Annotated in this window: 22 protein-coding genes and 1 other annotated feature; of the genes, 20 read left to right on the forward strand and 2 right to left on the reverse strand. The window is 35.1% G+C overall.

Annotated elements, in window-relative coordinates:
* Positions 1-9 precede the first annotated feature (9 nt).
* Complete coding sequence (locus WQ54_RS19880) at positions 10-831, forward strand: sugar phosphate isomerase/epimerase (protein WP_046586635.1); 822 nt, start codon at positions 10-12, stop codon at positions 829-831.
* 40 nt (positions 832-871) lie between these two features.
* Entirely contained in the window at positions 872-1,696 is an 825-nt protein-coding gene (locus WQ54_RS19885) for a sugar phosphate isomerase/epimerase (RefSeq protein ID WP_046586636.1), read from the forward strand.
* A gap of 87 nt (positions 1,697-1,783) precedes the next feature.
* Here the strand turns inward: WQ54_RS19885 and WQ54_RS19890 are convergent, their stop codons facing one another.
* On the reverse strand, positions 1,784-3,025 hold the full coding sequence (locus WQ54_RS19890) for an NAD(P)/FAD-dependent oxidoreductase (RefSeq protein ID WP_046586638.1): 1,242 nt from the start codon (positions 3,023-3,025) through the stop codon (positions 1,784-1,786).
* A gap of 268 nt (positions 3,026-3,293) precedes the next feature.
* Here WQ54_RS19890 and WQ54_RS19895 point away from each other — a divergent pair, with 268 nt between their 5' ends.
* From WQ54_RS19895 to WQ54_RS19970, 16 genes are all read left to right on the forward strand, one after another.
* The gene (locus WQ54_RS19895) at positions 3,294-4,118 is read left to right on the forward strand and encodes a DUF4915 domain-containing protein (protein ID WP_231597609.1); all 825 of its coding nucleotides are present in this window, start codon (positions 3,294-3,296) and stop codon (positions 4,116-4,118) included.
* A 368-nt stretch (positions 4,119-4,486) separates the two neighbouring features.
* A complete protein-coding gene (locus tag WQ54_RS19900; RefSeq protein WP_046586640.1) occupies positions 4,487-5,656 on the forward strand; it encodes an LL-diaminopimelate aminotransferase in 1,170 nt (389 codons plus the stop codon).
* Positions 5,657-5,769: 113 nt separating this feature from the next.
* Positions 5,770-5,985, forward strand: a complete 216-nt coding sequence (locus WQ54_RS19905; protein ID WP_046586641.1) for a hypothetical protein — start codon at positions 5,770-5,772, stop codon at positions 5,983-5,985.
* A gap of 312 nt (positions 5,986-6,297) precedes the next feature.
* Entirely contained in the window at positions 6,298-7,368 is a 1,071-nt protein-coding gene (locus WQ54_RS19910; protein ID WP_046586643.1) for a branched-chain amino acid aminotransferase, read from the forward strand.
* Between the two features lie 376 nt (positions 7,369-7,744).
* Positions 7,745-8,671: a VanW family protein gene (locus WQ54_RS19915; protein ID WP_046586645.1), complete on the forward strand. Its 927-nt coding sequence runs from the start codon at positions 7,745-7,747 to the stop codon at positions 8,669-8,671.
* 441 nt (positions 8,672-9,112) lie between these two features.
* On the forward strand, positions 9,113-9,934 hold the full coding sequence (locus tag WQ54_RS19920; protein ID WP_046586646.1) for a Cof-type HAD-IIB family hydrolase: 822 nt from the start codon (positions 9,113-9,115) through the stop codon (positions 9,932-9,934).
* Positions 9,935-10,151: 217 nt separating this feature from the next.
* Entirely contained in the window at positions 10,152-10,454 is a 303-nt protein-coding gene (locus WQ54_RS19925; protein WP_197089631.1) for an XdhC family protein, read from the forward strand.
* 283 nt (positions 10,455-10,737) lie between these two features.
* Positions 10,738-11,538 (forward strand): HAD family hydrolase, encoded by an 801-nt coding sequence (locus tag WQ54_RS19930; RefSeq protein WP_046586655.1) that lies wholly within the window; start codon positions 10,738-10,740, stop codon positions 11,536-11,538.
* 167 nt (positions 11,539-11,705) lie between these two features.
* Positions 11,706-12,110, forward strand: a complete 405-nt coding sequence (locus WQ54_RS19935) for a hypothetical protein (protein WP_046586656.1) — start codon at positions 11,706-11,708, stop codon at positions 12,108-12,110.
* A 179-nt stretch (positions 12,111-12,289) separates the two neighbouring features.
* Positions 12,290-12,502: a spore germination protein gene (locus WQ54_RS19940; RefSeq protein ID WP_046586657.1), complete on the forward strand. Its 213-nt coding sequence runs from the start codon at positions 12,290-12,292 to the stop codon at positions 12,500-12,502.
* Positions 12,503-12,798: 296 nt separating this feature from the next.
* A complete protein-coding gene (locus WQ54_RS19945; RefSeq protein WP_046586658.1) occupies positions 12,799-15,039 on the forward strand; it encodes an AAA domain-containing protein in 2,241 nt (746 codons plus the stop codon).
* Between the two features lie 111 nt (positions 15,040-15,150).
* Positions 15,151-15,849, forward strand: coding sequence for a ZIP family metal transporter (locus WQ54_RS19950; RefSeq protein ID WP_046586660.1), 699 nt, complete (start codon positions 15,151-15,153; stop codon positions 15,847-15,849).
* 94 nt (positions 15,850-15,943) lie between these two features.
* A complete protein-coding gene (locus tag WQ54_RS19955; protein ID WP_046586662.1) occupies positions 15,944-16,270 on the forward strand; it encodes a metalloregulator ArsR/SmtB family transcription factor in 327 nt (108 codons plus the stop codon).
* Between the two features lie 23 nt (positions 16,271-16,293).
* Entirely contained in the window at positions 16,294-18,366 is a 2,073-nt protein-coding gene (locus WQ54_RS19960) for a cation-translocating P-type ATPase (RefSeq protein WP_046586664.1), read from the forward strand.
* Between the two features lie 417 nt (positions 18,367-18,783).
* Complete coding sequence (locus WQ54_RS19965) at positions 18,784-19,260, forward strand: hypothetical protein (protein ID WP_046586666.1); 477 nt, start codon at positions 18,784-18,786, stop codon at positions 19,258-19,260.
* A gap of 99 nt (positions 19,261-19,359) precedes the next feature.
* Positions 19,360-19,618 (forward strand) — a binding site (T-box leader).
* Positions 19,619-19,695: 77 nt separating this feature from the next.
* Positions 19,696-21,399: a 2-isopropylmalate synthase gene (locus WQ54_RS19970; RefSeq protein ID WP_046586668.1), complete on the forward strand. Its 1,704-nt coding sequence runs from the start codon at positions 19,696-19,698 to the stop codon at positions 21,397-21,399.
* A 53-nt stretch (positions 21,400-21,452) separates the two neighbouring features.
* Here the strand turns inward: WQ54_RS19970 and WQ54_RS19975 are convergent, their stop codons facing one another.
* A complete protein-coding gene (locus WQ54_RS19975; RefSeq protein WP_046586670.1) occupies positions 21,453-22,478 on the reverse strand; it encodes a hypothetical protein in 1,026 nt (341 codons plus the stop codon).
* A 250-nt stretch (positions 22,479-22,728) separates the two neighbouring features.
* Between WQ54_RS19975 and WQ54_RS19980 the strand changes: the two genes are divergently transcribed.
* Both WQ54_RS19980 and WQ54_RS19985 read left to right on the forward strand, forming a co-directional pair.
* Positions 22,729-22,983, forward strand: coding sequence for a hypothetical protein (locus tag WQ54_RS19980; RefSeq protein ID WP_046586672.1), 255 nt, complete (start codon positions 22,729-22,731; stop codon positions 22,981-22,983).
* Between the two features lie 371 nt (positions 22,984-23,354).
* A complete protein-coding gene (locus tag WQ54_RS19985) occupies positions 23,355-24,005 on the forward strand; it encodes a peptidylprolyl isomerase (RefSeq protein ID WP_197089632.1) in 651 nt (216 codons plus the stop codon).
* Positions 24,006-24,107: the final 102 nt, after the last annotated feature.

Raw genomic sequence — 24,107 nt, forward strand, 5'->3', positions numbered from 1 at the left:
GTGGGGACAATGGAAAAATTACAAACTATTGATCGATTAAGCCTAAATCAAATTACTACAGGAAAGTGGAGCATTCGTGAAGCTGTAGAGGGTTGTGTGAAGGCAGAAATTCCTTCTATTGCGCTCTGGCGTCATAAAGTTGAAGAGGTTGGCCTTTTAGAGAGCAAGAGATTGGTACGTGATGCAAGTCTCCATATTTCAAGCTTATGTAGAGGCGGAATGTTCCCTGCTGCTACGGCCTTGGAACGGCAAAAACAAATCGATGATAATAAACGGGCGGTTGAAGAAGCCGCCGAGCTTGGTACAGATATTCTTGTATTAGTATGTGGACCATCTCCTGATAAGGATATCGCAATGGCGAGGAAAATGGTCTCCGATGGAATCGAACAAATTGTTCCCTTTGCAGAAGAATATGGTGTAAAGCTTGGGATTGAGCCGCTTCATCCAATGTATGCTGCCGAACGTTGTGTCATTGTTACATTAGCCGAGGCTAATCAAATTGCAAGACAGTACAGCCCTGAGCAAGTTGGAATAATAGTTGATGTTTTTCACGTATGGTGGGATCCGGATTTATTTCATCAGATCGATGCTGCAAAAGGACGTATTCTTGGCTTTCATGTATCGGATTGGATAGTGCCTACTCCTGATTTATTAATGGGGCGTGGAATGATGGGTGATGGAGTAATCGATATTAGAAAAATTAGGCATACAGTTGAACAAGCTGGATACAATGGGCCAATTGAGGTTGAAATTTTTAATGAAGAAATTTGGAACCGACCAGGTGATGATGTACTAAACCAAATGAAGGAACGTTTTTTAAATCATGTATAAAATGCTCTATACTAATTAGCGTAATTTGAGGTGTAAAGAGATGAAGCTTGCTTTTACAACACTAGGATGTCCCCAATGGGATTTGGAAACGATTATTTCACAGGCTGTAAAAAATGGATACGATGGTGTTGATTTTCGAGGTTATTTGGGAGAATTAGAGATATATCATCTTCCTGAATTCTCGAGTGATGTAAAAGAGACCGTACGTAAATTTCGTGAAGCATCATTAGAAATATCTTGCTTTTCAAGTTCAGTGCGGATCTTTACTACATCAAAAAATGAACTCGACCATTTTAGTCATGAAATAAATCGCTACGCACTGTTATGTAAGGAATTCAATACGCCTTATATTCGTGTGTTTGGCGGTTCGATTGGAGAGACAAATCGACATGAAGCGATTGAGATCGCTGTAAGAAACGTTACTGAGATGTTGAAAATTGCCGAAAGACATCAGGTTGAGCTTTTGCTTGAAACACATGATGACTGGACGAAGTGTGAGTACGTCGAGGCGGTAATGAAAAGAGTACAATCAGATCATCTTCATGTTTTGTGGGATGTTCATCATCCCTATCGAACAGAGGGAGAGGATCCTTCTTATACATGGGGGACGATAGGGAAATGGGTAAAATATACCCACTGGAAGGATTCCTATCTAAAAAGTAATACAAAACGGGGCTATCAGCTTTGTTTACTTGGAGAAGGAGATCTGCCATTACAGCAAATTGCCAATCTCTTAAAAACAGAGGGCTATGATGGGTACCTAACTCTTGAATGGGAAAAAATGTGGTGTCCCGAAATTGAAGAGCCGGAAATCGCTTTTAGACAGTATATTGGTTTTATGAAGCGACTTTTAAATACAAAATAAAACACCAAAACAAACAGGAACGATACATTATTCGGTATTGTTCCTGTTTCGTAAAAAATACTATAGTAAAAATCTAGTAGCAGTCAATTATTTGGATTTTTTCGTTGATTGAATGATTCTTGCGATCTCTGATTCTAACTCAGCTGGTTCAAATACATAATTGTATATGCCTAAAAACTTTTTAATGGCTTCCGAATCCGAGCTAATCAGTTTGTTGATTGTATCCTGCTGTTCATTGATTCGTTCATTCTGTGAAATCTTGCAGCCGATTTGAAACCGAACCATAAATTCATTTTCTAGTGCTATTTGATATTGATCTGCTAATGCTTCCCATTGATAGGGTTTGTCTTTATCTTTTGTAAACAAGTGTGTTAATAACCGTGCCCCATAGATCGCATCATGGATTCCTTGTGCCATTCCAGGATCTTTAAAGCAAACCGCATCACCGACCAATGCCCATCCTCTCCCCATTCCTTGATACCAATAACTTTCATATCCAATGATTCCTTTAACCGGTTCGATTAGTGTTGACTGTTTTAAACGGTCACCTATGGAGGTGTTTTTAAACTCGTTCATCAAAAAATCACGAAGGCTTTTTTCAGGATTTGACTTGAATGTTGCCATTAATTCTTTATTAGCTATTGGGAAAATCCCAACAGCGACATATGCATCCTCATTGGTTGCAAAGAGAATCGCTGTATGATCGCCCGTTTTATAAACCTCAAACTTTGGAGTATGATCATGAGGCAAATTGGAGAAGTACCCGTAATAAATAGCAACCTTGCTAGGAACGCTCATTTTTAGTTTACTCGCTACTAATTTTCGAATCGTAGAATATCTGCCATCTGCTCCTACTACTAATGAAGCAAAAAATTCCTGCTCAGCATTGTGGCTATTTAGACCTTTTACACCGATTACTTTATCTCCATCTCGAATAACATCAATTACTCGGAATTCTTCTAATACAGTAATATTATGTTGAGCTTTGGCATGTTCAAGTAAAATGTTGTCAAGATATGTTCTTCTAATACAATAGCAATACTCCTCATTGAACACCTTAGGCATCACACCTTCGATTACGGTATCTTCAAATTGAAATTTTATATCTTTTACCGGAGTTGGGTTCGTTTCAAGAATTGTATCCATGACACCAAGCTCACGAAGTAAAGCGACAGTATTATTGAAAAAAGCATGGGTTGATAATGTGTCACTTGGAAATGCCGAGCGATCTACTAAAAGCACATGAAAGCCTGCTCTAGCAAGGTAAAGAGCAAGGGAAGAGCCAGCACATCTTGCTCCGGTAATAATAACATCAAAACTTTTATACATATCGTTCACTCCATTATATAGTGGATTTACAACCAACTTATTTGCTCAATACAAGAATATGTGTATCAAAACATACTAAGTACTGAAAAATTTGATTAAACTATTTCTGACGTTTATGATTTACTCTCAAAATCAATTGATTGGTATGGTACTCTTTTCTTTTTGTTGAATAATATATTTATAAAAAAATCTATTAAATCAAGATAATATTAAGCAGTATTGAATAGAGCCCGAGTGAGAAGAAAGGAGACTGCTTCTTTTGATTAACATGAAAGACTACCAACTGCTAGTAACCTGCTGTAACCAAGGGGGAGGACTCTATAACATAACGATTAAAAATGGAACATATGAATTGAAAAAATTGTTACCCGACGAATATCGGGGAATTGCTAAATATAAAGAAATGTATGTGATTGTCAGTAATGATAAAATTTCGCTTCTTAATTCTGAGTTTGAAGTAATCAAAACAAAAATTCTGACTCTAGCACTCGATTTACATGGAGTGGCTATTTATAACGATCAAGTGTTTATTGTTGAAACGAAAACAAATTCTATTGGAATATATGATCTTAATAAAGGCTTAGAAAGGGTGGATGAGATTAAACTTTCACCTCAAAATAATGATGTTTGCCATATTAACGATATATTTATTCAAGGAGATAAAGCCTATATCTCAATGTTTTTTTATCATAATAAGAAAGGTTTTTTGATAAAAGAAAGTAAAATCCGGGGGGTTATTATCGAATATTCCTTACTAGAAAAGAAAACAAACAAAATTATGGCGAAACAATTATTCCAACCTCATAGTGTAAAGGTTTACAATGAAGGTTTATTCTATTGCCAATCAGAGAAATTTCTCGTACAGAAAAATAAAGACATAATATTTAAAGGACTAGGCTATTTAAGAGGATTAGATGTTAAAGATGATGTCTTATTTATTGGTCAAAGTGAAAGCAGGCATGTTGAAAAACTATTAGAGGAACATAGTAATATCCTGTTGGATTGCGGGATCTACGTCCATAATATGTCTACAAAGATGTCTTCCTTTATCCACGTACCATCTAAGGAAATCTATCAGATATTGGCGATCTAAATAACGGAGTGACTTGCTCTATTCAGGCTGCTTTTCTTTTCACCATTCTCTTTAGCTCACCATCAAAAAAACAATTAATGCCCTATTTTCAATTCCTCATTATTTTTCATTAAGAAATGCCCATAATGTATCGCTGCTATCTTATCTTTTATCTGCAAGTATGAAAAAAGATACAAAATTTCGCTGAAACTCCATTTTTTATTATCTATTTGTGTATGGACTTTTCAATACCATTATAGAGAAACAAGACAGTTTTTGTTAATTAAGAAAACTTATGATTTCTATAAAGTCTAAATATGATACACTTACTTTTAAAAAATACAGATATGAAAATATTATAAGGGGTCGCTGTGATAGGGGGTTTCAGCATGAATATAACATTAGCAAACAGAATGAATTCTTTTCAACCATCAATTTTTAGTGAATTGGCGCTTTATAAAAAACAAAAACTAGCAGAAGGTGCACCAATTATTGATTTGAGTATTGGAAGTCCAGATTTGCCGCCACCTTCTTTTATTACACGAACATTATCAGAAGAGGTGCTTAAACCCAATCAATATGGGTATACAATGACTGGGACAAAAGAATTTCACGATGCAGTAACTGCTTTTTATAAAAAACATCACCAGGTTGATTTAACTGATAATCAAGAGGTCACGCTCGTCATGGGTTCACAGGATGGACTTGTTCACTTTCCTATGGTGGTTGCTAATCCAGGTGATATGATTTTAGTCCCGGATCCAGGATATACTGCCTACACTGCGGGAATTGCAATGGCAGATGCCAAACCATTTTTAATGCCTTTAAAAAAAGAAAATCACTTTTTGCCAGATCTTTCAGCTATTCCGGAACAAATTGCCAAGCAAGCAAAGCTGATGATCCTAAATTTTCCGGGTAATCCAGTTCCAGCACTTGCAGACAGAGAGTATTTTGCAGAAGTTGTTGCATTTGCTAAAAAGCATCACATTCTCGTGCTTCATGATTTCGCTTATTCAGAGCTTTATTTTGAAGGGAAAAAACCAATCAGCTTTTTATCGATTGATGGTGCAAAAGATGTTGGTGTAGAAATATCTTCCTTTTCGAAAAATTATAATTTGGCAGGCAGTCGAATTGGATATGTAGCTGGAAAGAAAGAGATTATTCAAGCTTTTAATCGATTAAAGAGTAATTTAGATTACGGGGTCTTCCTGCCAATTCAAAAGGCGGCGATCCAAGCGCTGAAAAATGGTGAAGAATTTTGTCAAAGCAGCCGTAAGGTGTATGAAGAAAGACGGGATCTCCTTGTGAATGGTTTAAACGAAATCGGTTGGGAAGTGAAAAAGCCAGATGCGGGGATGTTCATTTGGGCGGAAATTCCTAAAGGCTGGACATCCCTTGACTTTACATATGCTTTGATTGACAAGGCAAATGTTGTCGTAATACCAGGTCAAGCATTTGGACCAAATGGCGAGGGCTTTGTCCGGATTGCGTTAGTTCAAGACGTACAACTATTAAGAAAAGCAATTGCTTCTATTAAAGCAGCAAATATTTTAGCCTAAGAGCAATACACATTCTTTTTTAGATCTTTGTTACTTTTTTCAATAATTGGGGAATATAAAAGCAGATTGCTTGACCAAATTAGCTTGTTATTGAAAGGAGAAACAAGAATAGAATGAAAACAGTAACCTTTTCACTTAAAAATGGAAATCGGGATATGTATAAAGAAATTGAAACTTCCCTTATAGAGATGGAAGGAATTGAACGGGCTCTAATTGATGTCAATGATGGAGATTTGAAAGTTGAGTTCAATGAAGATAGGGTCGGAACCAATCAGGTTAGAGAAGTAATTGAAGGACAAGGTGCTCAGATAAAGGAAATAAAAGAATAATGTCATGTCGAGGCTGTCTCAAAGGGAGATAGCCTCATCTTAATTTTCTGATGCTCTGATAAAGGGAATGCTTCCGAGAATTTAATTCTTTTCTAAATTATCATTTATATAAATATAGTAATAAAATTTAATTGGAATAATATTTTTATAGATAATTTTGAATCTTTTGTCGAAAAACAGTTGTTAAATTGTTCATAAAAGTTATAAAATAGGTTAATAAAGTTAATTGAATTTTTCCGTTATTTATAAGATTTAGAGTTATTATTCGCTACTACTACATTTATTATTTTATCTGAGCTGGGAGAGTTTAGGATGACAAATAAAATTAGCATTACACTTAGTACTACAAGAAAAGAAAAACCACAAGCTGACCAATTAGAATTCGGAAGAGTCTTTACAGATCACATGTTTATAATGGACTACAGTGTTGAGAAAGGCTGGTATGATCCTCGAATTGTTCCATATCAACCAATTTCTCTAAGCCCTTCCACAATGGTGTTCCACTATGGGCAAACTGTTTTTGAAGGCTTAAAGGCTTATCGTACAAAGGAAAACAATGTACTTTTGTTTAGACCGGATCAAAACATGAAACGATTAAATTTATCAAATGATAGACTGTGTATTCCCCAGATTGATGAGGAATTTGTGGTTGAGGCGTTAAAACAGTTAGTTGACATTGATAAAGACTGGATACCTACTGCGGAGGGAACATCACTTTATATCAGGCCGTTTATTATTCCAACAGAATATTATTTAGGAGTTGCACCTTCTAAGTATTACCGTTTTATGATTATTCTTTCACCTGTAGGTTCTTACTACAAAGAAGGCATCCATCCTGTAAGGATTTTTGTTGAAAACCAATATGTACGTGCTGTAGATGGTGGAACAGGTAAAGCAAAAACAGGCGGTAATTATGCATCAAGCTTAAAAGCACAAGAAGAAGCAGAAAAAAGAGGTTATTCCCAAGTTCTTTGGTTGGATGGGGTTGAGAAGAAGTATATTGAAGAAGTTGGAAGCATGAATATTTTCTTTAAGATTAATGGAGAAGTTGTGACCCCAGCATTAAATGGGAGTATTCTCGAAGGAGTGACAAGAAAGTCAATTATTCAATTATTAAAACATTGGGGTATTCCGGTTTCTGAACGGAAATTATCCATGGAAGATGTATATCAAGCATATAAAGAAGGTTTATTAGAAGAATCATTTGGTACTGGTACAGCTGCTGTTATTTCGCCAATCGGGGAATTTTACTACAACGAAGAGAAATTAGTGATTAACAACGGTGAAACTGGAGAGATTTCAAAGAAATTGTATGATACGTTAACAGGTATTCAAACAGGATCTCATGAAGATGTATTTAACTGGGTTGTTGAAGTAAAATAAAGACTTTAAAGAAATACCTTAAAGGCCACGAGTTTGTGGTCTTTATTTTTTTTTGAAAAAAAGTTATTTATGAAACATTTTCGAAACCTTATCCGTCATATAGATGAACAAGAGGTAAAAAAATATTTACAGGAAGTTTTTTGAATAAAATGTGTAGTAAAATAGTTTTTACGAAATAGATTATTTTTTACTAGTTTAAGGTAATTTTTAACATTTTGTAGGATATTTTTGTTATAATGAAAATATAAATGAAATGTTTGGAAAAAGAAATACACTAAACATGTTTATAAGGGGTGCTTACCAAAGAACGACTTAACGGGGAATCAATTATTTTTAGCAAAAAGAGATTATTTTAGTTGGAAAAGTGGGAGAGAGAATGTATAAAAAATATGTTTCTTCAATCTTATTATTGATGTTGGTGACTGGTTGCAGCTCAAACTTGGCAAACGGTAGTCAAAAAGAGGAACTATTACCGGTGGGGACTATGGTATCGAACAATTCCCAATTAGTGAAAAAAACGATGGATTTATCAGTTGATTTGATCCATCCGACTACTGAAAAAATTATTCATTCATTTAAGCCAATGTTAAATCCTGATCCTAAAACATATGAAAAGGTGCTAAAAGATCTAGCAAATGATTTAGCAAATCAATTAGATCAACCGATGGTGCCTGTAAAATTAAGCAATGGGCAGCTAATAAATGGGCAAAGCCGTGTCGTACTTGACGAGGAAAAGCTAGTAAACTCGTTAAAAAATATCCGTGCTTTAGATAAATCGATCGCAATGCCAATTCAAGAAAATCCTCCAAATGTTACAATGGAGACAATAAAAGGAATTGACAATGTTGTCATCGGAAGCTATAAAACAAAGTTTGATCCAAGTGTTAAGGGGAGAAGTGAGAACATCGCTCTATCAGCCGACACAATCAATCAAATTATATTAGGCCCTGGGGATCGTTTTTATTTTAATTTAGTTGTTGGGGAACGTACTCCTGAAAGAGGTTATCAAAAAGCAAAGGAAATTGTAAATAAACAATTTGTTGAAGGAATTGGCGGGGGAATTTGCCAAACATCCTCAACTTTATATAATGCTGTTGCCGAAGCAGGGCTTGAAATTTTAGAATTGCATTCTCATTCATTATCAGTTGGTTATGTTCCTGCCGGAAGGGATGCGACAGTATCCTGGGGTGGTCCCGACTTTAAATTTATGAATAATAAAGATTATCCGGTTATAATTAAAACGATGGTAGACAAAAACGCGGGTACTATTGAGGTTCAAGTCTTAGCCTCAAAACAAGCATAGGTAAGGCACACGGTTAAAATAAAGACAAGTAAAGGTATATTCTTTTGTACTATCTTGGGATTGTCTTTACACATATACAATTTAAAGAAATTAAGTACATCACTTATATATAGTGATGTATTTTTTTCTTTTTATTATTTCACATTAACTCGTTTACTATCCCATCCAGCTTTGTGAAGGACAAAACTTTCTCCTATCCTACGAAGTTTTTTTCTTCATTATTAAGGAGATTATTCTCGCAATCCTATGAAATTTTGTCTATCTTGCCGTTTAAATCGAGCGTCTTAAACGGGAATTCATAAACTAATTTACTAAGTTTTAATTTAATACGACTAAAATCTTAATATAGTAAAAGAGTAAAATTTTTAAAAAATTATCCCTTCTTTGTCGATTTGTAGTAGGATTAGAGATAAAGCAAAGAAGAGAAGGGAATTGTTAAAAATGTCTTATAAAATGATTGTGTTAGATTTAGATGATACATTGCTTCGTGATGATCATTCTATTTCAACTCGAACAAAACAAGCTCTTATGGACGCGCAGGAAATGGGTGTGAAGGTTGTACTAGCATCAGGCCGACCTACATTTGGTATGAAACATATTGCACAGGAGCTTTCTCTGGCAGAATATGGGAGTTTTATCCTTTCTTTCAATGGAGGAAAAATTATCAACTGCAAAACCTTTGAAGATGTATTTAGCAGTACTTTAAGTCCTGAAGCTGTACATGATCTTTATCAAATTAGTCGCCGTGAAGGTGTTTTTATTCACACCTATCTCGGAGAAGAAATTATTACGGAAACTGAAAATCCTTATACAACGATTGAGTCAGACCTTACAGGCTTACCTATTAAAGTTGTAGATTCTTTTATTAATGGTGTTACAGAACCGGTTGTTAAAGTATTAATGGTCGAAGCCCCTGAAAAATTAAAAATTTTAGAATCAAAGCTTCAAGGAGAACTCGAGTCAGAATTTAGTGTGATGCGATCAAAGCCGTACTTTTTGGAATTTACCGAAAAGGGTGTTACAAAAGGAACAAGCTTAAATCAGTTAATACAACTCCTTGGCATCAAGCGAGAAGAAGTGATTGCTATCGGCGATAGTTATAATGATTTAGCAATGATTGAGTTTGCTGGTCTTGGCGTCGCGATGGGAAATGCTCCAGAAGATATTAAAGAGATTGCTAATTTTGTAACTGATACAAATATGAATGATGGCGTGGCAAAAGTTGTTGAAGATTTTATACTTAAGAAATCATTATTGGTTTAATCGTGATCGTTCATCCTAAAGAATGATAATAATGATTGAATTTATCTAATGATTAAGGCTGTATCTCATTTGAGATCAGCTTTTTTTTTGAAAACGAAGCTGTATGTATGGTTTTTTGATGATTCTCCTCCATTATAAATGTAAGAAAATATAACGTGGATAAAACTCGAAAAGGAGTGTTTTTATTTATAATAACTAAATGACAAAGGTGAATTTATTGGTTTATCCAATGACAAACAAGAAAAAGGGTTTTAAAATAAATATAATAAATCTTATTGTTAGAATATATAACATTTATGAAAAAGATCAACAATTCTTACGCCTTATACTAAATAAAAAACTAGGTTATTTAGGTATTTTAGGTTCGAGGTCACGTGCTGAAAAATTATTAAAAAATGTAAAAATTCCAGAGTGGATTCCTTTTCCTGCTGGTTTATCAAATGGTGCAGAAGGACCGCGAGAAATTGCCATAAGTATAATGGCTGAGCTTATTCAATCGAAAGTTAGGGGCTTTTGTTAAATGACCAGGATTATTGGTAATAGTATCATTTTTAAAATAATGTGATATCGGATCGAAGGGTGATAAATAATATTTAATGGATAGATCTTAATAGAAAAAAAAAGCATAAATAATCTTTACTTTTAAAATGACAAGAAAAAAATCATTTAATTTTCAACGATTTTTTTCTTGTCATTTCACTTATTTTATGAATGCTATTTACTTCTATAGCAAATCTATGTAAGCTATTGTTTGAATAGTGTGAGTTTTTAAATGTAGTATAAAGAAATTGGGGGAAATAAAATTGATTAAAGCAATCTTCTTTGATTTAGATGATACGTTGTTATGGGATCAAAAAAGTGTAAAAGAAGCTTTTGTTGCGACCTGTAAGATCGCGCAAAAAAAATATGGAGTTGATTCGGAAAAACTAGAGGAAGCTGTTCGAAATGCAGCTAGGGAGCTCTATTCTTCATATGAAACCTATGATTTTACTCAAATGATTGGGATCAATCCATTTGAAGGACTTTGGGGCAATTTTTTAGACGACGAAGAGAATTTTAAAAAGATGGCTGAAATCGTTCCCGGATATCGCAAGGATGCATGGACAAGAGGATTACAAGCTTGTGGAATTGATGAACCAGATTACGGAGCATTTTTAGCTGAAGAATTTCCAGCACAAAGAAGAAAAAATCCATTTGTTTATGAAGAAACATTTAAAGTACTTGACGAGCTAAAGGGAAAATACCGTCTGCTTTTATTAACAAATGGTTCTCCAGATCTTCAAAATACAAAATTAGAGATAACTCCTGAGCTTGTACCGTATTTCGAACAAATTATTATTTCAGGAGCTTTTGGCAGAGGGAAACCAGATGCATCCATTTTTGAACATGCTCTTGAAAAAATGAATTTGACAAAAGATGAAGCGATTATGGTAGGAGACAATTTAATGACAGATATTCTCGGAGCTTCAAAGGTCGGAATGAAATCTGTTTGGATTAATCGACATAATAAAGTAAGAAATGAAGTCATTCCTAGTTTTGAAATTACACACTTAGAAGAGCTTTTTGAAATAATCGATAAGCTTAACAACAAGCAAGTTATATGATTCTATAAGGCTGTCTACTGACAAAAGGGTCAGTAGACAGCCTTGTTTCGAACTTATAATAAACTGAATATTTCATAAAAATTGTTTATAATCGAAGTGCAATTACTTGAATAAATGGCTTTTCCCACTATATAGTATACTTGGAATATTTATCCGGTAAAAAAGATATGGGAATTCTAAAGGAGGGTAATCATATTATTTATTTAATTATCGGACTTATTTTTATGTTATTGATTTGCCTTTTCTTTTATCAGCGAAATAGTGTAATCAAACGTGTACCTTGTGTTGATGTAAGGCAAGGTCAGCTGGATGGAAAACAGGTGATCGTTGATTTCAGGGATTATAATAATTTATCAAATAGCTTTGTTTTTCAAGATGCAATATTTATTCCTATCCCTTATTTAAAAAGATATTATCATGAAATACCAAGTAAATATGTACATGTAATTGCCTCAAATAAACTTGAAATAAATATCGGTATTCGATTTTTGCAAAAACATGGATTTCATGTAACAGGTTACAGCCTAGCTGAATGTACTTGTCCAAATAAAACGACAGAAGTATCTATGTAATTTGGGGTATATCATATATACAAGAAAAAAGACGTGTGATTTTACACGTCTTTTTTCTTGTATATGGAGTACTGAATTACTGAATTCTATTATTTATAGACTATTCAACTATACAAGCTCTTCATTCACTTCATATAGTATCAAATAGTTGGTTAAACTTCATTAAAAGGGATGTTCTTATGCCATGTATTATTATTGGTCAAATAAAAATTAATAATATGAATGGTGGAGTCATAAATTTTGGCGACACCTATACCATTTCACCAAAAAGTATAAGTAAATCGATTTCTGGAAGCGGAGTAAACGGTGGAGGTAGTAATCAAAGCGAAACAAACGACATGAGTGAAACCCAAGGTACTGACAGTGAAGAAACAAAGAATGCTAGTAATTAGTGGCGGTATTCCGTCTTTTAGTTTTGTCGCTTCAACTTTTTGGTAGTCACTCTTTTTATGCTCTAATCAAGTCCTTGGTACACTTGCACGTAATCTTTTCATTTTGCAGTGTCCTTTTCATAGAGACCCGAGTCAATTCCTATGGGTTTCCTTTCTTATGGGCACTGTATCACTTCGGTTCTACACCGCAAACTTAAACACCTCGTAAACACTTTTATTAAAAAATAGATTTTCCCTCCTATAGATGGTATAGTATGTTTCGGTAAAAAGAAGCATACATAGAGGAAGATCATCATATGAAATCTACGAACCATTATATAAAACTATGGCAAAAGGCGCTAAAAGCTGAAATCATGCATTTAAAGAAATATGGAAGTACAAAATATTCCCTTACAAATGGTCAATTTATTGGAAATGACGGATCCATGTTTACCTATTATTTTGAAACAGAAGGCTATTTTCGGATTCCTGTTGGGGCAATGGTAAGAATTGAACCTGTGACAGTAACTGGAACTGTTTTATCTTCTGAAGGGAAAAGTGTCATTATATCCCTTAATGAAAAGCTTGTTCCTAATGTAACGGGGCTTTTCCTGCTACATGATCCTTGGGAGCTATTGGATGAACTTCATGAAAGGTTATATGAAATACTATCAAACAAACGAAAACGCGCGAGAATTAAAAGGCTAATGAATCCTCCTAATGAAGCAAATCATCCACTTGATAATATAAAGTCGAATGTACATGAGTTGGTGCTGAGAAGCAAATATAATCCAGTGACCTTTGTCTGGGGTCCGCCCGGCACCGGGAAAACCTATACGCTTGCAAGAGTGGCTGGCAACAAATATATTAAGGGACAAAATGTGCTGGTTCTTGCTCAAAGCAATCAGGCTGTTGATGTGTTAATGACTGAAATCGTTCGGTTTGTGGGAAAAAAGGGAAGGTTTAATGAGGGAGAGATTGTACGATATGGATCACAGTCTACAATCGTGTCAGGGTGGACATTATCAACAGATGAGCTAATTCAAAAGAGAGATCCCGATTTAGCTGAAAAAAGAATCAGTTTGCAAGAGGAGCGAAGATTGATCAAGTTGGACTTGGGACGATCTTTTAGTCAAAGAGACTCAGAGCGCTTATTAAGGATTGAAGCAAAACTGGTTAATATATTAGAAAAATTTCGTAAACAAGAAATGCAATTAGTAAGAGATGCCGTTATGATTGGAACAACCTTATCTAAAGCTGCCACTGATCCAGCGATTTATGAAAAGGATTACGATATTGTTTTGATTGATGAGGCCAGTATGGCATATGTTCCGCAAATTGCTTTCGCAGCTTCATTGGGAAAAAGAATCATTATCTGTGGTGATTTTAAACAACTTCCGCCGATTGCTTCTGCAAAGAATGCCTTAGTATATGAGTGGTTGAAGCAGGATATTTTTCATAAGTCAGGGGTTGTGGATTCATTTAATGAAAGGAAATCTCTTCATCCAAACCTGTTTTTATTAAGTGAACAGAGGAGAATGCATCCGGATATTTCCTCTTTTACAAACAATTATATTTATGAATCACTTGTTGGTGACCATCCAAGTGTCAAAACATCCAGAAATGCGATCGTCGAGAGGGCACCGTTTGTTAATCGCTCTTCCATACTAGTTGATACTAGTTTTACCGGTCATCATTGTCTTCGGGAAAAATCAACACATTCAAGGTTTAACTTGTGGCAATTGTTCCTGTCCTTTCAACTCATCCATGAATCCTACTTAGCGGGAACGAAATCAATTGGTTATGTGACACCATATCGAGCACAAGCCGCTTTAATGGACATACTGCTGACAGATATATATACCAAAGAATGTCAAGAAGCGGATATCATTTCTGCCACAGTTCATCGCCTGCAAGGCAGTGAGCGTGATGTTATCCTATTTGATTCAGTTGATAGTTACCCGCAGGAACAACCAGGTATGCTAATAGTTGGCAAGGATAGTGAGCGACTAATAAATGTTGCGATCACAAGAACAAAGGGAAAATTTATTCATATATGTGATCAGCAATTCATCCGCTCTAACATCTATCGAAATAAAATGATTCGAAAGCTCGTAGATCATCAATTCCAAATGAATCAAGAAGTTCTGCCACATCAAATTGGCACATGGATTAAACATCAACACCCGAAATTAATGTGGATGCATGCTAAAAAGCTTGAACAATTGAAAAAGGATATTCAATCGGCAAACTGTTCAATTTATATAGGATTACCTTCTGGAAAAGAATTAAATCAAGAATGGCTGACCATCATGAGAGACAGACATAGGCAGGTTCAATTAATATTAATGACAAAGACTGAGAATCGACAGTCATTTGCCGATCAGGTTTATGATAGTTCAATCTCATTTCCATTTATCATTATTGACAACCAATATTTATGGCTTGGTCTTCCGATTGATGCTTCAGTAGGTATAAGACCGCCATTTGTAGCTGCCCGTTTATCCTCAACAGCAGTTATCGATTATTTTCTAAGACAATTAATCGAATACCCTTAAAGTGAAAGACAGATTGTCCCAGATGTCTTCATAACTTGTACTAAAAAAATGCCCGACATCATAAACCTTATATAGATAGGGGTTTACATAAGCTGATGGAGGGGGAAAAGGATGATTTTTTCATTAAGTATAAATGTTTTTTTCTCTCTGTTAACAGGGGCCGCCTTGTCCATTTTCATCTCAAAATGGTTTAAGGTAAAAATTGACTATATTTTATCTATTTGTGCAGGAGTATTATGTGGCGTATTATTTTTAGAATTGTTACCTCATAGTTTATCTGATTTTGGGGTAATTCCTGTATTTCTGGGAATTTCTATTGGTTTGCCGCTCATGTATTTTATCGATAAGCTGGTTCATCCTCATTCTCTTACTAGACCAATCAACAAAACGGCTTCGTTTTATTATCTTGTCATTGCGATTATCTTACATAATCTTCCTTCTGGAATAGCCTTGGGTAATCATGTTGATCATTCCAATCATCTATACCATTTAGTAGTGTACCACCATATTCCAGAAGGTATGACATTAATGATGATCTTTTTCGCCTCATCAATAAAAATTCACCAATTACTTACTTGCTTCGCTGTCGTCGGCTTAAGCTTGGAAGGATTTTCAGTATTCGGTAAGATGCTCCCGATAAATACTGAACCTATACTTGGGGTGCTTCTAGGTATCGCCATAAGTACAATCTGGTTTGTTTCCATGTTTGAGTTGTTTTATCCCCTGCTAAGAAAAAGTTATCGATTTTATCATTTTCTTTGTTTATTAACTGGAATTACTATAGCGGGACTCATTTTTATTTTTGGCTAAGATTGACAGTAGCCAAAAATTTTTTTATTATTTAATTATATAATATGAACATATACTCATATTTCGAAATAGACTATATGAAAGAGGAGTTTACATGATGGATGAACAAAACAATAATAAAGAACAAAATGAACAGCTTGATGAGGAAACACTATTTATTGTCTCCCAAACATTTAAGGCATTAGGGGATCCAACCAGAATTAGAATCCTCCATTTATTATCAAATCAAGAGTATTCAGTTAATGAGATTGCTGAAAGGCTTTCATTGCTGCAATCAACGGTTTCACATCAGCTCCGTTTTTTGAAAAATTTGCGTTTGGTAAAGTATAGAAGAGAAGGGACAACTTTATTTTATTCACCTGATGATAATCACGTGATGAATGTACTTGAACAAACGATCCATCATGCTCAGCATCATTAAGCCTTAACTTGGAGTGGAATAAAATGAATGAGTATAAAGTAAGGGGACTAACCTGTGCCAATTGTACAAGAGAATTACAGGAGGAGATTAATAAACTTCCTTCTGGTGAAACAGCTTCCTTAAGTTATAATACCGGGAAACTGCGGGTTGAAGGCTCGGTCGATTTGGATAAAGTCCATCAGATTTTATCTTCAGATGGAGCATATATCGTAAATGAGACAGAACAAGGACACGAACATGAGCATCATACTGGTGTGAAATGGATTGCGCTTTTATCTCTTTCAGCAATTTTCTACGTTGCTGCTTATCTTATAGAATATTGGGGCAATGAAAACATTGCAATTGGATTATTTCTTGCCGCTACAGTTCTAAGCGGTTATCAAACATTCTTAAAAGGTTTAAAAAACTTATTTAAAGTAAAATTCAATATTGAAACGCTGATGACCATTGCCCTAATTGGTGCACTTAGTATTGGTGAATGGAAAGAAGGGGCTCTTGTTGCCATACTTTTTGGATTAAATGAGTATTTAGAAGGCTTAGGCATGCAAAAAGCAAGAAAATCGATGGAAAAGCTGCTGGAAATTGCACCGAAAGAAGCAACAGTACTTGAAAACGGACAGGAAAAATTGGTGAAAATATCATCTCTTGCAATAAATCAACTTGTTTTAGTTCGCACAGGTGAAAGAATTCCATCAGATGGTGTTGTAATCGAAGGAAAGAGTTCTGTTAACGAAGCAGCTATAACCGGTGAATCAATGCCGGTTGAAAAAGAAATAGGTGAACCGGTATTTGGGGGGAGCATTAATAATGAGGGGATTTTAAAAGTAAAAATTACAAAAGCTTATGAAGATTCTTCCCTAGCAAAAATCCTTCATCTTGTTGAAGAAGCTCAAGAAACCAAAACACCGACTGAATTGTTTATTAATAAATTTGCCAAATACTATACGCCAATTATCATGATTATAGCCGCCATCGTCATGGTTATTCCTCCATTGTTTGCTGGCAACTGGGGAGAATGGTTCTATCAAGGTCTGGCCGTCCTTATCGTAGGTTGTCCTTGTGCCTTAGTGTTAGCCTCACCAATCGCCATTGTTTCAGGTATAACGAAAAATGCAAGAAATGGGATCTTGATTAAGGGCGGTGTGTTTTTAGAACAATTAGGTAAGATTACTGCAGTAGCTTTTGATAAAACAGGGACGATTACAAAAGGTGAGCCATATGTAGAGAAGGTACTAAAATATGACCCTGCATTTTTGCAAATTGCTGCTTCAATTGAGAAGAAATCCTCCCATCCTATTGCAAAAGCGGTAGTACGAAGAGCAGAAGCGTTAAGGCTTGAAGAACCCGATGAGGTTTCGACAGTATCGGGAAGCGGAATGATTGCAAAATTGAATAATATAACATACTTTTTAGGAAATGAAGCACAAATAAAGCATCTTTCTATACCAGAGCATGTACAAAAAGACATTGCTTCATTAAAAGAGTCTGGAATGTCGTTAGTCATCCTAGCAAATGAGGTAAAAATCCTAGGAATAATGGGCATCTCTGATCAGATTCGTGAGGAAAGCTCATCTGTCATTTCCAGCTTGCTTGCCTTAGGTGTCAATAAAACGATTATGCTAACTGGCGACCATAAAAAAACCGCCGAAAAAGTTGCAAAACAAGCAGGTTTAACCTCCTACTATTCCAGCTTATTGCCAGAAGAGAAAGTAGCAAAAATTAAAGAACTTGCGAAACGGGAAAAGGTTGCTATGATTGGTGATGGAATAAATGATGCACCTGCACTTGCGGCTGCTGATTTAGGAATTGCGATGGGCAAAGGGACTGACAGCGCAATCGAAACCGCAGATATTGTGTTAATGCAAGATCATTTAGGGAAACTACCATTAGCGATTCGCACTGCAAAACGTGTAAATGCGATCATAAAGTGGAATATTGCATTGGCCCTTGGTTTAAAACTCATCGCTCTCCTTTTGACCATACCCGGTTTGTTAACACTTTGGATTGCTATTTTATCTGATATGGGTGCCACGATATTAGTAACATTGATTAGCTTAACCGTGCTTTACGAAAAAAAAGGGAGCCAAAGGGCATAAATTACACAGAGGGCAGACTTCTCCAAGTTGGGGGAGTTTGTCCTTTTTATTTCACATATTATTTTCTAAAGGCTCTTTAAAAAGGCTTTTTGATGATTTACTGGTTAAGGTTTAATGGAGAGAAAGTGCAAAACTCCTGCTTAGAGTATAGCTGGACAGGTGAGACCTATACAGCCTATTTGCCGGTAGGCTCACCGCTATTTATGCAGAATGCGAGCTTCTCTCGATGCAATCAACCACTCTGAATTATTTGGTAAATAGCAACAAAGTACAAACAGCCATTCAAAATAATCTTTTTTAAATAACTTTTCATTCTTAAAAGGGATTAGAGTGTATGAAAAAGAAGTAACATATAAGATTATTTTTTAGTCGTACTTTGTAAAAATATGATATTTTTAAGAAGGAAGGTAAGTGGATATGAGCAAGGATTTTTTTGCTAACTATAAAGAATATATTTTGATACCGATGCAAGAAGAAAAAATAAAGCAAAAAAAATTTGATCCTGATGATTACGCCTCACATTATATCCTCACTCTATCACTTTACGATTCGCTTTTATCTAGTTGGAACGAAGCCGAGAAATATGAAATTGATGTCAAAAAAAGCATCGAAAAAGTGTTGAAGGAAATAAATCAATCACATGAAGGAGTTTATCATTTTCAGTTGCTTGAGCTGGAAGTTGATAAGTCATATTTTGTTTTATCGTTATCATGTAAAGCGAAAATAGAGGAAAAGAAAGCAGAAGATAGCATTACTTATATAATAGATAAGATGATTTCAAATCCTTTTTATGTTCGCCAATCCTGGTTCCGGCTTATTGGGAATAAAGGAAGAATTAAACGTAAACTTTTTTGTTTTTCATTTAAAGAATACATATATGAAAAAACGACATAAGTTGCTAAAATTATTAATATATATGTAATATAGCAATAATAAAAAATGAAATAAATGACTTGATAAGGAAAAATTTTTTTGGTACAATATTCTAAATATTTAAATACATTGAAGAGGACTAGTAGGATTTTTAAAGCGAACAGAGAGCTGTTGGTTGGTGCAAAACAGACGTGGATGGAATCCGAACTCACCTTGAAGTAGCTCGCTGAAATGAAACAAGAGTAGGTAGAGACGGAGCCTAACCGTTACAGTAGGAGGATATAAGGTTTTAAAAACCCGTATCTGCTTAAAGTGCATATCAATTTGGTATGAATTAGAGTGGTACCGCGTAAGATGATAACAGTCTTTCGTCTCTATTATTAGAGATGAAAGGCTTTTTTTGTGTTCTAACAGCACTTATTAATAATATGAATGATAAATGAAAGGGTGGAAAAGATGAAAAATGTTAACAAGTATACAAGAGGTTATTTTATGCCTCCAGTGGAGAGTATGAAATGGGCACAAAAGGAGTATATAACTGAAGCTCCTACTTGGTGCAGTGTCGATCTTCGCGATGGGAACCAGGCTCTGGTTGTACCAATGACATTGGAAGAAAAACTGGAATATTTTCAATTACTTGTAAAAATTGGTTTTAAAGAAATCGAAGTGGGCTTCCCAGCAGCTTCAGAAACAGAGTATGCATTTCTTCGTACTTTGATTGAGCAAGATTTAATTCCTGATGATGTGACAATTCAGGTGTTAACACAGTCGAGGGATCATATTATCAAGAAAACATTTGAATCTCTTAAAGGTGCTAAGAATGCAGTCGTTCATCTTTACAATTCCACCTCAGTTGCTCAACGTGAACAGGTATTTAAAAAGTCAAAAGAAGAAATTATAGACATTGCTGTATCTGGAGCAAAATTATTGCAGAAATATGCAGCTGAAACGGAAGGGAACTTTAAGTTTCAATATTCACCAGAAAGCTTTACTGGCACAGAAGTAGAATTTTCACTTGAGATCTGCAATCGCGTGCTTGATGTATGGCAGCCTACTCCTGAAAACAAAGTGATTATTAACTTGCCGGCAACTGTCTCGATGTCAATGCCACATGTATACGCAAGTCAAATTGAATTCATGAGTGAACATTTGAATTATAGAGAAAATGTCATTTTGTCACTTCATCCGCATAATGACAGAGGAAGCGGAATAGCTGATGCGGAGCTTGGAATGCTTGCCGGCGGACAGAGGGTTGAAGGAACGCTGTTTGGAAATGGCGAAAGAACAGGTAATGTCGATATCGTTACACTTGCATTAAATATGTATTCACATGGGGTAAACCCAGAGCTTAATTTTGAAAACATTCCAGAAATCATTGAGGTTTATGAACGAATGACCAAAATGAAGGTGTATGACCGACAACCATATGGCGGCAAACTTGTTTTCGCTGCATTTTCTGGTTCTCACCAAGATGCGATTGCGAAGGGAATGAAATGGCGCGAGGAAAAAGAATGTGAACATTGGACAGTACCTTATTTGTTAATTGATCCTAAGGATATTGGGAGAGAGTACGAAGGGGATGTCATTAGAATTAACAGCCAATCTGGTAAAGGCGGTATCGGCTATGTGCTTGAACAACAATATGGTCTTGATCTTCCGCCAAAAATGCGGGAAAGCTTTGGTTATAGTGTCAAAGATGTTTCTGATCGTGAAAATAAAGAGCTTATGCCTGAAGAAATTTATAACATATTCTTAAACCAATATGTAAATATTCAATCACCTATCGAATTTAAGAATTATCGTTTTACCCAATATGATGATTACCATACAACTGTAAACATTACCATAAACAGAGAAATGCATGAAATTGAAGGTGAAGGTAACGGAAGACTAGATGCAATCAGTAATGCTTTGCAATCTAATTTAGGGATTGTTTACACTGATTTAGTTTATAAGGAACACGCTTTGGAAATCGGTTCAAAGTCCAATGCTGTCTCTTATGTAGGGATTACCGCTGAGAATGGAAACGTGTATTGGGGATGCGGAATTGATGTTGATATTATGACCTCATCTGTAAAAGCTTTATTCAGTTCGATTAACAACATGGTGAAAAGTAAAAACCTTGAAATCAAAAAGGGCAATTCTGTAACAATTAAATAAGGATAAAATAAGAGAGGCTCTGTCAGATGACAAAGCCTCTCATTTATTTAAAATTACATATGGTTATCGCTTATTTTTGCAAGATCTAGTTTGATCTCTTCGGTTTCAAACCCAATCGAAGTAGATAAATCTACTACATCAATTGAAGCAGTCACGTAATCTGAAGAGGCTATCACATCTTGGTTAATCTCCTCTAAAGAAAAGTCTATGATATTAGTTGTTTTATCTGTTGTAATCTCATAAAGCTCCCATTCTTCACTTGACGAATCTCCAGATTGGTGAAACTCAATATTGAGACGATAGGCAACATCTGGTTTATCGGAAATATGAAAGGACAGTTTTGAGTAATTCCAATCAGCTAGTTTTGGCAGTTGAAGAAGCCTGCTCTCATCAATTTTTATGCCACTTTCTTCCTCAAGATAGGAATGCAGCGTACTATTTTCAAGCACATTTGGAAGTTGGCTGTTTTCATGCTCTGTTCGTAAATAGAAAGCCTCGTTATTATATATATCTTCAATCGTTACCTTATTTGTGGCCCCAAATAATAAGACATAGTCATCTGCGAAAATCTCCTGCGGGTAGTATGCATGATTTCTCTCATTATAATTCCAAAAGGCATCCCACTGTAGTTCAGGTGTTTTGAGCCCTCTTACAGAGAGCCATTCAGAAAACGGGAGATGGTGTGAAGGAAAGTAGAAATATGCAAAATGATGACCATATTCATGTGACAGTGTTTCATTGTAGTCAGCAGGGTTGGTGTAAGTATCACCTTGATACAATGTAATGGTACTTGTCAAAGCATGATAGCTCCCTTTAGTCGATGAAGCTGAATGTGTTCCTCCAATAATAGTGACCTCTTGTAAATAGTATATTTCTTTCCCATGTTTGTTTTTTAATAGTTGATGATACAAATCGATTAGTTTTGCTTGACCCCAATCTTTTGAATAGCTCACAAATCGAATTCCTTCAGGTGATTGATAAGAGGCAATTTCTCGCCCATCTAATCCTGTAGAATCAAAGCTTATAAGAATGGGAAATGTTAATACTAATATAATAAAAAATTGTCGTAATTTTAGCATCCATGTCACATCCTTGCTTTTATTTTATCATGGATGACGATAAAGGTAATTGGTATCATTTGTTTAAACTTATAGGTTTATAACCGAGTGTCATAGAAAAAGAAACAAAGGGATAGGAAGAAAGGAATATGTAAAAATTGACAACGTGAAATTTTTAAAAAATAGTTTTCAAGTGGGAGATAATCGTGTATGATATAAATAATCAGAAAATAAAGAAAATAAAGAAAAAAGAAACGTGAGGTGCTTATAAATGAAATTTGTAAACTTTCCTTCAGAACATCTTATTGAAACTAATCCTTTTGTTCACTATTTACAGGAGGGAGACCTTCTTCACAGATCAGAAAATGAACTCATTTTAAAGCATTTACACGAGCTGCCAGTTGATTTTATGGAAATGACATTATTTGATATAGATAGGTATGGATGTGTATATGCATTTTCACATATAACAGACCTTCAAATAGGAGAGATTGAAACAAAAGCTGCTGTTTATAAAAAAATATAGCTTTAAGGGGGGCTGTTTTTTAAAACAGCCCCTTCTTCATGTTTGCTACATTGATATAAATAGCTCATTATTTATAACTGCCAATTTCTAATAGGGATATCAATGAAGGATATGGCAAGATCCCCATTACAATTTGGTAAGGTAGTTTATTTTACCTTAAGCTGAAATCGGTTAATAGGGTGGTAATCCTTTAAAAGATGATTAAATTCTATGCTAGGGATGTTAGACACCACCTTTTATGATCAAGTATACTTTTACGTAATATAGAACAGGTCTAATATTGAAGGACTGAAGTATATAGTAAATGAAGGATTTTAGAAATCCTTGTCGAAACAATGAATGAAAGGTTACAACAAGAAGGGAGTAAACCCATGATTAACCGTTTTAAGCTTGTCCGATTTTTACTAATTTTTCTTTTTACCTTAATTGTAGGTGGATGTGGAGCATCGGGAGACGTTCAATCAGGTGATTCCGAATCAAATAAGCCTAAACAAGCTATAGAAAAAAACCCCGTAGCCACCATTACAATGGAAAGTAATCAGGCCATAAAGATTGAATTATATCCTAATATTGCTCCTAATACAGTCAATAATTTTATTAGTCTTGCCCAATCTGGGTTTTATGATGGGGTGATTTTTCATCGAGTGATTCCTGGTTTTATGATCCAAGGCGGTGACCCGGATGGTACAGGTACAGGGGGTCCAGATTACAGTATTAAAGGAGAATTTACTTCGAATGGCTTTGAAAACAATTTGAAGCATGAACGAGGCGTCATTTCGATGGCGCGTACTCAGGAGCCTAATTCAGCTGGCTCGCAATTTTTTATTATGGTAGAGGATTCTAGTCATTTAGATGGGGAATATGCTGCTTTTGGAAAGGTAACAGAAGGAATGGATATAGCGGATCAGATAGTGAATGTTGAAACTGATCAACAAGACAAGCCTTTAGAAGAGCAGAAAATCAAACATATAACGGTGGAAACATTTGGAGTGGATTATCCAGAGCCTGAAAAAGTTGAGTAGCTTCATTTTTTATGTATATTTCTTTAGGTTATATAAAAACTTCAAATTATATCGTACTATTTTAATGCTAAGAGGCTGTCTTAAAAGGGATTGCAACCCTTT

The sequence above is a fragment of the Bacillus sp. SA1-12 genome, assembly GCF_000981385.1.
GTDB lineage: Bacteria > Bacillota > Bacilli > Bacillales > Bacillaceae > Metabacillus.

Bases quoted from the DNA above. Each gene is read 5' to 3' on its own strand.
- WQ54_RS19880 (WP_046586635.1), top strand. From the start codon at position 10: ATGGAAAAATTACAAACTATTGATCGATTAAGCCTAAATCAAATTACT.
- WQ54_RS19885 (WP_046586636.1), top strand. From the start codon at position 872: ATGAAGCTTGCTTTTACAACACTAGGATGTCCCCAATGGGATTTGGAA.
- WQ54_RS19890 (WP_046586638.1), bottom strand. From the start codon at position 3,025: ATGTATAAAAGTTTTGATGTTATTATTACCGGAGCAAGATGTGCTGGC.
- WQ54_RS19895 (WP_231597609.1), top strand. From the start codon at position 3,294: ATGAAAGACTACCAACTGCTAGTAACCTGCTGTAACCAAGGGGGAGGA.
- WQ54_RS19900 (WP_046586640.1), top strand. From the start codon at position 4,487: ATGAATATAACATTAGCAAACAGAATGAATTCTTTTCAACCATCAATT.
- WQ54_RS19905 (WP_046586641.1), top strand. From the start codon at position 5,770: ATGAAAACAGTAACCTTTTCACTTAAAAATGGAAATCGGGATATGTAT.
- WQ54_RS19910 (WP_046586643.1), top strand. From the start codon at position 6,298: ATGACAAATAAAATTAGCATTACACTTAGTACTACAAGAAAAGAAAAA.
- WQ54_RS19915 (WP_046586645.1), top strand. From the start codon at position 7,745: ATGTATAAAAAATATGTTTCTTCAATCTTATTATTGATGTTGGTGACT.
- WQ54_RS19920 (WP_046586646.1), top strand. From the start codon at position 9,113: ATGTCTTATAAAATGATTGTGTTAGATTTAGATGATACATTGCTTCGT.
- WQ54_RS19935 (WP_046586656.1), top strand. From the start codon at position 11,706: ATGGGAATTCTAAAGGAGGGTAATCATATTATTTATTTAATTATCGGA.
- WQ54_RS19940 (WP_046586657.1), top strand. From the start codon at position 12,290: ATGCCATGTATTATTATTGGTCAAATAAAAATTAATAATATGAATGGT.
- WQ54_RS19945 (WP_046586658.1), top strand. From the start codon at position 12,799: ATGAAATCTACGAACCATTATATAAAACTATGGCAAAAGGCGCTAAAA.
- WQ54_RS19950 (WP_046586660.1), top strand. From the start codon at position 15,151: ATGATTTTTTCATTAAGTATAAATGTTTTTTTCTCTCTGTTAACAGGG.
- WQ54_RS19955 (WP_046586662.1), top strand. From the start codon at position 15,944: ATGATGGATGAACAAAACAATAATAAAGAACAAAATGAACAGCTTGAT.
- WQ54_RS19960 (WP_046586664.1), top strand. From the start codon at position 16,294: ATGAATGAGTATAAAGTAAGGGGACTAACCTGTGCCAATTGTACAAGA.
- WQ54_RS19965 (WP_046586666.1), top strand. From the start codon at position 18,784: ATGAGCAAGGATTTTTTTGCTAACTATAAAGAATATATTTTGATACCG.
- WQ54_RS19970 (WP_046586668.1), top strand. From the start codon at position 19,696: ATGAAAAATGTTAACAAGTATACAAGAGGTTATTTTATGCCTCCAGTG.
- WQ54_RS19975 (WP_046586670.1), bottom strand. From the start codon at position 22,478: ATGCTAAAATTACGACAATTTTTTATTATATTAGTATTAACATTTCCC.
- WQ54_RS19980 (WP_046586672.1), top strand. From the start codon at position 22,729: ATGAAATTTGTAAACTTTCCTTCAGAACATCTTATTGAAACTAATCCT.
- WQ54_RS19985 (WP_197089632.1), top strand. From the start codon at position 23,355: ATGATTAACCGTTTTAAGCTTGTCCGATTTTTACTAATTTTTCTTTTT.